Origin of the sequence: uncultured Ralstonia sp. (genome assembly GCA_913056305.1) — a bacterium.
Lineage (GTDB): Bacteria > Pseudomonadota > Gammaproteobacteria > Burkholderiales > Burkholderiaceae > Ralstonia.
In genome coordinates this window covers 72266-79926 of record CAJXMR010000003.1, presented here as the reverse complement: position 1 = coordinate 79926, position 7661 = coordinate 72266, and the positions used below count along the sequence as shown (strand labels likewise).

The window sequence follows — 7661 nt, the reverse complement described above, 5'->3', positions numbered from 1 at the left end:
TCCCAGCGCAGCGTCCGGGGCTCGAAGTGCCGATGCAGCTTCATGCCCGCTTGCGTACGGCGCAGGAAATCTCGCGCGTACAGGGCGCCTTTCAGATAGTCGCGATCGTGTTGCAGGCTCATCGGGCACCTCCAGCCGGGCGGTGAAGGGCGATGCGGGTGCGGTGGCGTGCGGGGCGATGCCCGCGTGGGATGGGTACAGCTTGGGTCGGTTGATCCATTGTCTTGCCCTCTTCTTGGTTGAGTAGGGAGCCACCCACCGGGGAGGTGGGCGGGCACACGACAAGGTCTGCAATACCGACCAAAAAGCCAAGACGGCAGGGCCGAAGCCCTCCCTGTCGGGCCCGCCCATATAGGCGAACGACGACAGCGGTAGAAACTTGAGGGTTTCTTCCGGGCTCTTTGGTGCGAGATTGCAGTCTCGGCTGCGCTTGTTGGCGCAACGGGGGGAGTTTAGCGGGTGGGTGGTGAGCAGCGCAAGACAGGGAATCGCATAGGGAAATCAATCGAATCCCTGGCCCCTTTTCCGCAAAAGTGGCTCATTGCTGGCACTCTTCCAAGGGAAAATCAGTTCGACATCCAAAAAATCACCGACATGAACCAATTCCCATCAAAACATCTATCGATAATTTCGCTCAACCAGATCGGGCAAAACCCCGGGCGGACAAAATGATTGCCCAATTCTATGAAGAAGAGAGAACAGCTGCTCCTCCATCTCAAAGTAATCATTCCTTGGAGCCATGTACACAACTATTCCAGCGCCCATTAAATGTTCTTTTACTTGCCGCTGGTGCTCCTTATAACTAAACCCACCCGGCGCACCAACGACCGACCGACTGTTGGATTCATCGATTATTGAATTCAGCCTCTCAATGAAAACCCTGTAATCATCAGAAACAGTTGTTTTCCCGCTACGGGATTGATTGAAAATCTTTCCGTACAGCAACAAGGCATCAATGTGCTGCGACGACAATCTATCTCGCTTCTTAACTTCGGACTCCAAGTACTCACAAAATACCTTCATATGCTCTATGTGATTAGCGAGAGCTGCGTTGCTAGAAGTACTAAAGTAGCTGAGCAGCGCCACAAATATTCCACCAATCGTAGCAATCGAGACCCCCAGATCCATCACAGCCTTAAATATAGCAAGACTCTGATCTATCTTTGAAAAATAGTCTTTCACACACCCATTAGAAAAACAAAGCGGTGACAAATAAATCCCGGAGCGCCATGTAGTAACGACCAGCACTACAATTGACAAAAATGAGCCAAGAATCAGAACGAACAGTATCAATGTGGCCAATGACGCCACACTCGGCTGTTCCTTGCAAAATTTTCGAAGCTTATTCATATTGCAAACTTGGCCGAATTTCTTTCAACTCCTTGCGAAGTTCGTCCGCCTTCTTAGGGAAGGAACGCTTCAAAATCCCCAATCGCTCGCTGGCAGCGTAATATCTCTTCTTAAACCAATAAGTCTCGGAGTAATTCGGCCTACCCATATCCTTCTTCAGTCTTGCAATTATCTTCTCTACACGCTCTATATCCATATGCGATGGCAGCGGAAGAATCTTTCGAAGCCTATTGAGCAAAACAAAATGCTGACTATGACCAACCCTACCCAACTTGTTCACTCTCCCCATGCATCGATTAAAGTCTTTCCGGTAGGCGTGTGATGCCCGATAACCAGGACCTGCCGCTAGCAACTCCAGATTCTTCACCGCCGCCCGAATTCTCCTCGGCTCATCTGGAGGCAATCTCGGCTGATCAAAATCGACGCGAAGTCCGTGCACAATCAACGGCCTCATCGAGACATACTGAATCTTTGTTTTTTGACTGTTTATTGGTAATCCCGCACCGTTAAGCATATCCTCCGCCAAGCTAAGAGCATAATTGAAATCATAGTTGGCAACCTTTGAGGAGATAGTTATATCATCCACAAATCTTGTGTATACGAGATTTTTGTACCTTAGCCGCCGGACGAGATTGCCCTCACTTTCATAAAGACAGAGCGTTGCAATATAACTTGAGGTGAGAGCCCCTTGGACAATCGCACCGTCCTTACAACAGATATCAGCGAGAACGTCTGAAACAGTCTTCGAATATTTTAGGAATTTGGAAAAAATTCCAAAAACCTGCTCGCGGTGAATGTTATCGAAGAAATCTCGAATATCTAGAGTTAGAACACTCTTTGCCCCGCAATGTTGCCGCGCGCAGTTTACGTAGTCCTTATCAGCGGCTGCCGACTCAGAGAGTTCATCGTTGGGAATGGATCCAAAGATATGATCCGGCCAACTTATAATATTCGAATCGGAGAAGATGCGTTTATTGATGCGTCGCTGTATCTTTCGCACCAAGTAGTGGGGATTGTGAACGACACGGATCGAGCCGTCCTTCTTTGGAACTTCCCGCCTCCTGTATCTTTCTTCTGCGGGAAGCGCCAGCGCTTCATTCAATTCGACCTGACTAATATCAAGCGCTTCACAAAGACCGGCGATACTGGATATGGAACCAGGGGCCTCCTTGATTGGATTAAGTTTAGGAGTCCCCACCATGATCCCGTATAGAAAAGCGTTATCAAAGTGGTTTGGCCAGCCCATTCAACAGGGCGCAGAAAGGCATGATGCTTTAATCGACAAGTCGTTGGAAGCTGCCATGCCTTTCATGGCCAAACCCTGCGACTAACTCTCTTCGGGGCGAAGAGACGGACGGTGGCCGCTCCTCCCCACAAGTCATCCAATAGAGCATTAGATTGACGTCTGTTTCCAGACTAATCCAAACAACTTAGCTGTCGACCGCGGCAAATGGGCGGTACGCCCACGCGTCACAGGAGGATACATCAGTACAACGACCTATCAAATCCCTCTCTTGCATGGTTGTGGCGATTTTGTCGAACTAGGTCAAGGATTGGCCCGAGCATGGCTGATTTGCCTGTAGCCCTCTGTCCGTTAACAACACGTATGGGCTACCGAACCACCCTACGACGCCCGCCCCATCTGCAACGTATACCGACACCCCGTCCGAAAATTAGTACACCCCCAAAACGCCCCACTCTTCCCGTTCCGCGCCACCAGCTTCACCCCACAAGCCGGACACGAAGGCGTCTGGTAATCCCCCTCGAACACCTTCGCCAGCAGCGCAGCTTGCTTGTCCTGGTCGAGCGCGCGGATGCGCTCAAGAATCGCCGGCCCGTCCAATAGCTGTATACCGGCGCTCTCCGAAAACGCCTGCACCGGCATGCCGACATAGCCAGACAAAGACCAGAACACGCCCCGCTTGACCTTGTGCGCCAGCATCGAGCCGCCCAGCGCCCGCACCGTCTCCACCTTGACGGGCGCGCTCCAAGCCTTGCACTGGACCACCGCCACGGGCGCGTCCTGGCCGGCCTTGTACAGCGTGGCGTCGATCCCGCCATCCGGGCCGTGCGGCACCGTCTTGACCGTGAACCCCATCTGCTCGTAGTACAGGACGCACAGCAGCTCGAACCGCTTCCACTCAAGCGCCTTGATGGCGTCCAAGCTCCAGCTCTGGACGGCGGCGGATTGTGCTGGCGTGGGCGTTTGCGCGGCGGTGTCGCGCGTTGGAGTGGGCGTCTCGCTGCCTGCCGCACCGCGCACGGGTTGGGGCGGTGCCTTGGCCGGTCGGGACCGCTTGGCGACGATGCGCGGTTCCTTACCCGTCGAATCGAGCCGGGCATCGGCTTGCTGCCTGTGCTGCCGCAGGTACGACAGCACGGCGATGAAGGCGAGCAGCAGCGCAGGCATCCAGGCGAGCCCGCGCATCACCATCGCGATCCCGACCAGAAATGGATTGGCTGCAAACGCCGATGGGAGGATGTTGTGGAAGATGAGGTAGCTGGCCACCGAGCCAATCGCCAGCACCCACCACGGCAACGCCAGAAGCAGGTCGCCCGTGGATGGTTGTTTTCTCCTACGCCCCATTTGCTGAAACCCTTGAAGGTTGTTTTTTTTCAGTACCGCGCCGGCTGTCGTGGTGCGCCTCGCCATTATTCGGGCGAGGAATCCCCCTGCACGTGACCGTTTAGATATTTTGGATTAGGCGCTTTTTTATAATCCAGATAAGGTAATCACACCTGGATTTTGTTGAGGAACAGCATAACCCACGCGTTGGCGAATCGTAGCCCTCGGTGGTAGGGGGTTTCGAGGTTTTCGCGCCAACCAAGAAATCATGCAGCTGCACTGACAGGCGCCACGCAGCTACGGTAGCATCTCGCGCCAGCACCTTGCACCGGACGATCGCCCGGAATCCCGATGGGGCTGACGCAGTGATATTAAGAAACCAACGACAAATACGAACAGGGGGAATTTCGGATGAAGAATTGGACCGCCTACATGCGTGCGGGCTTGGGCATCGGCTTTGTGGGGCTGTTTTTGGGTGGATGCGCTTCGACGCTGCCTGCGCCGGTGCTCAAGATTTCGCCTGCGGACACCACTTACGTCAAGGTCATCCCAGCACCACAGCCAGTGGGGATTACGATGACGACGATCGCCGTCGGTGGTGTTGCCGCCCAGACTGCAAATAGCTCAACGTTGTCGCAATCTCAGCGCTTCTACGCGCTCGTCAAGGATGATCCACGCACTCAAACGCTCCAGCAGCGCTTTCGTGACCGCGTGATCGCTGAGGCCAAGTCGGCAGGTCTCGCGCTGCAAGACGGTCAAGACCTCGACATCTCGGCGCTAGCGAGCAACCAGCAGATGATCCTGCTAAAGGGGTTCAATGCGTACTATCAGGCAAAGACCATCGCGCACCGCTACACCCCGTATGCCTTCACCTTTATCGAATCGTCCCGAGATCCGGTGATTCCGAAGGGCGAACGACACATCCTGCACACGGCATCGGCACGCATTGAAGATGACAAGTACGCGTTTGCCCTGTCGGATGGTGTGTTCAACGATCTGAACGTGTCGCTGGATGGGCTGGATGCGGCGGTAGATGAGCTGGCGAAACGGGTTGTGAAGGAGCTCCTTGCCGCTAGATAGACCACATCCGTGAAAGCGCCGGCCGACATTGAGTTAGCGTAGACAAACGAAGGTTGACGCGGCCAACATAGGCATGCTCGGCAGGGCCCGGCTTTAGCTCGCGCAGACAAAACAACATTGGAGCAAGAAATGGCAGCACCGATAAAGGGGAGTGAAATATCGTGGTCCGACTCCATCTCGATAAAATTTGGGTTCACAGGGTTATCCATACTCCAAACCACCCCCATTATTCGTCAAATAATTCAGGCAAATTGGCCGATCATTCGACGCCGAAAACAATGCGTCTACATCATAAGACTAAGCGGTAACGTCGCTGTTTCTTATGCCGACAAGCACTCCCCTGTCATATACATTGGAGAAGGAAACGCGTACGACAGACTCTACAATCATGCCGCCTGGCTTGCCTCATTGCTAGTCAGCGTGCCGAACCTTTCGGTTAACGTACACATTGCAGAAGTAGCACGCAAGAACCATCAATCTCTATATCAATACATCGAAGCCGATATGATCAAATGGTTCGCGGAGAAATACGGGATGCTTCCCTGGTTTAACCAGCAAAGGGAGCGCAGCAAAGAAGGGCACTATGTTTACCATGCTGAAGCGGAAAAAAAACTTCGCCAACATCTCCTGAACGGCTCGGGAAATTCATTCCTATGGTCAATTAGGCCAACGAAAAATAACGATCAATATAGTCAGTACAGCAAAGGCATCCAAAGCGATTAAGTCCTCCGGCATTGCATATGCTACGCCGAACAGACGCAAACACCTCTGGCACAATCGCCCCACCCCACACCTCGCACGTGATGACGCGCCCCCTAGCGAATCCGCCAGCGCCGAGGGTATGGTTGCGGCCTCCATCACGCAAATGTCTGCGCGCATGGGCCGGGTGCCCCAGTCACCGGACAAACTTATAATGACGCCCGGCCATGCGAGACCGCGTCGCCACAAGCGACCGGCGCGCATGAAACTCGCGCCGCACATGCAGCAGCATCCCCCGGCCGAGCCCCTCTAACCACCACCATGCCCCACCGCTTCCGCCAGCTCTCCGTTTCGTGCGCAGTCGCCGCCCTCCTGTCGGCATGCGGTTTGGGCTCGACGCCCGCGCCGCTCTATCAGCAGGAGGAGTTTGACGTGGCGACGAGCCCCTACGCGCGCACGTTCCAGGCGAAACCCGAGGCGACGTGCGAGGCCGCGCGCCGCGCGCTGCTGAGCCAGGGTTACGTGTCGAGCTCGCCGCGCCCCGACACGATCGACGGCAGCAAGAATTTCCAGCCGAGCAACGACACGCACGTGGTGATCGCCTTTCACGTGGTCTGCGCAGACGCCAACACCGAAGGCACGTCGAGCACCGCCTATGTGAACGCGGTGCAAGACCGCTACGCGCTCAAGAAGACCAGCACGTCGGCCAGCGTGGGCCTGAGCGTGCTCGGCTCGCTGTCGCTGCCGATCGGCTCGGGCAGCGACTCGATGGTGAAAGTGGCCAGCGAGACGATTCCGGCCGGCGTGTTCTACGAGCGCTACTTCAAGCTGGTCGAGCACTTCCTGAAGGTGGACCCGGTGCGGCGCGACCGCGCAACGGTCAAGGCGGCAGAGAAGGAACACGTGGCGCCGCTGCCCGAGCCCGCCCCCACGCCGCAGGGCGAGCCGATGAAGATGACGACGCCCGTGGTGCCGACGCCGCCCGCCCCGCCCGTGCCGGTGGTGGCACCCACTGCGGCACCTGTGCCGGCTCCGACGCCCGCACCTGCGCCGGCACCCGCACCAACGCCAGCACCGACACCCGCGTCAGCGCCGGCCGCAACGCCTAAGACGCCTGTCGAACCGACACCCGCTGCACCGGCACCGGCAACCGCGCCCGCATCCGCACCGGCCGCCACGACCCCGGGCGGCGCAAGCTGAACGCGGGCACGCCCGTACTCAACCACCGCCACAACGTCGATGCGAGTGAAGGCCAGAATCCCACTCTTGTGGACGTTGCTGCTTGCAGCCTCCTTCGCGGGCGTTGTTGCGTGCGTCGTCGGGTGGTTCATCCTGTTGTCGACCATCTGCTCGAACCCGCGCACGCCTGTGCCGCAAACGCAGCATGTCATTCCGTATAGCTGTCATGGAATGCAGTTCTTCCTCTCTCCTTTGGGAGACGCCATGCTGCATTGGCTGATCCCGGTGGGGCTCCTCTGCATGGTGCTCAGCCTTGTTGCCGCTGCCATGGTGGCTCGGCCGATCGCCAATGCATGGCTGAGCGCAGTCAACAACGTGAAGCCCTACCGCGTTCGGATCATCGGGGTACCGCCGGGAGAGGCGCCCGATTGGGTGAGAGAGCAGTGGGTCGGGTTGGAGCTGCCCTTGGCGCAGGCGTCTCCCACTGCGAGCAGCGTGCTTTCGTCTGGGGTCCTTTCCGGCCCGCGCTCATTCTTTGCCGCGAACAAGGCGCTCATCCTTGGGCAATATCAACGGCGGCAAGGCTTCAAGGTCAACGTCATCGAGGCGCTCACCGTGCTCGAGAGCGCGTCACCCGAGGCAGCCAATTGGTGGCGTGCGAATGCTCCGCACTTGATGAAACCGTCTCGTTTCTTTGTTTTCTCGGAAGAGGTCTGCGCGGTCGTTCAATGAGGCTGCCGGCCAACGACGTCATTCGCCGTTGATGCCTGCCGCTGGCGCCCTGGCT

At 56.6% G+C, this 7661-nt stretch carries 7 protein-coding genes; 4 read left to right on the top strand and 3 right to left on the bottom strand.

What is annotated here, in order from left to right; translation table 11 throughout:
• Positions 1-618: 618 nt before the first annotated feature.
• From QZ609_RS01390 to QZ609_RS01380, 3 genes are all read right to left on the bottom strand, one after another.
• Positions 619-1350: a retron Ec48 family effector membrane protein gene (locus tag QZ609_RS01390; protein WP_295490011.1), complete on the bottom strand. Its 732-nt coding sequence runs from the start codon at positions 1348-1350 to the stop codon at positions 619-621.
• Positions 1343-2596 carry a reverse transcriptase family protein gene (locus QZ609_RS01385; protein WP_295490008.1) on the bottom strand — a complete coding sequence of 418 codons (1254 nt, stop codon included), beginning with the start codon at positions 2594-2596 and terminating at the stop codon, positions 1343-1345. Before QZ609_RS01385 ends, QZ609_RS01390 begins: the two co-directional genes overlap by 8 nt.
• 378 nt (positions 2597-2974) lie before the next feature.
• A complete protein-coding gene (locus QZ609_RS01380; RefSeq protein ID WP_295490016.1) occupies positions 2975-3937 on the bottom strand; it encodes a restriction endonuclease in 963 nt (320 codons plus the stop codon).
• A gap of 390 nt (positions 3938-4327) precedes the next feature.
• On the opposite strand from QZ609_RS01380, the gene QZ609_RS01375 reads away from it, so the two are divergent.
• From QZ609_RS01375 to QZ609_RS01360, 4 genes are all read left to right on the top strand, one after another.
• Positions 4328-4996, top strand: a complete 669-nt coding sequence (locus tag QZ609_RS01375; RefSeq protein ID WP_295490005.1) for a hypothetical protein — start codon at positions 4328-4330, stop codon at positions 4994-4996.
• 129 nt (positions 4997-5125) lie between these two features.
• The gene (locus tag QZ609_RS01370) at positions 5126-5719 is read left to right on the top strand and encodes a hypothetical protein (protein ID WP_295490002.1); all 594 of its coding nucleotides are present in this window, start codon (positions 5126-5128) and stop codon (positions 5717-5719) included.
• Positions 5720-6016: 297 nt separating this feature from the next.
• On the top strand, positions 6017-6895 hold the full coding sequence (locus QZ609_RS01365) for a DUF2242 domain-containing protein (protein WP_295489999.1): 879 nt from the start codon (positions 6017-6019) through the stop codon (positions 6893-6895).
• A 66-nt stretch (positions 6896-6961) separates the two neighbouring features.
• Complete coding sequence (locus QZ609_RS01360; RefSeq protein WP_295489996.1) at positions 6962-7606, top strand: hypothetical protein; 645 nt, start codon at positions 6962-6964, stop codon at positions 7604-7606.
• Positions 7607-7661 lie beyond the last annotated feature (55 nt).

Bases quoted from the DNA above. Each gene is read 5' to 3' on its own strand.
- QZ609_RS01390 (WP_295490011.1), bottom strand. From the start codon at position 1,350: ATGAATAAGCTTCGAAAATTTTGCAAGGAACAGCCGAGTGTGGCGTCA.
- QZ609_RS01385 (WP_295490008.1), bottom strand. From the start codon at position 2,596: ATGGGCTGGCCAAACCACTTTGATAACGCTTTTCTATACGGGATCATG.
- QZ609_RS01380 (WP_295490016.1), bottom strand. From the start codon at position 3,937: ATGGGGCGTAGGAGAAAACAACCATCCACGGGCGACCTGCTTCTGGCG.
- QZ609_RS01375 (WP_295490005.1), top strand. From the start codon at position 4,328: ATGAAGAATTGGACCGCCTACATGCGTGCGGGCTTGGGCATCGGCTTT.
- QZ609_RS01370 (WP_295490002.1), top strand. From the start codon at position 5,126: ATGGCAGCACCGATAAAGGGGAGTGAAATATCGTGGTCCGACTCCATC.
- QZ609_RS01365 (WP_295489999.1), top strand. From the start codon at position 6,017: ATGCCCCACCGCTTCCGCCAGCTCTCCGTTTCGTGCGCAGTCGCCGCC.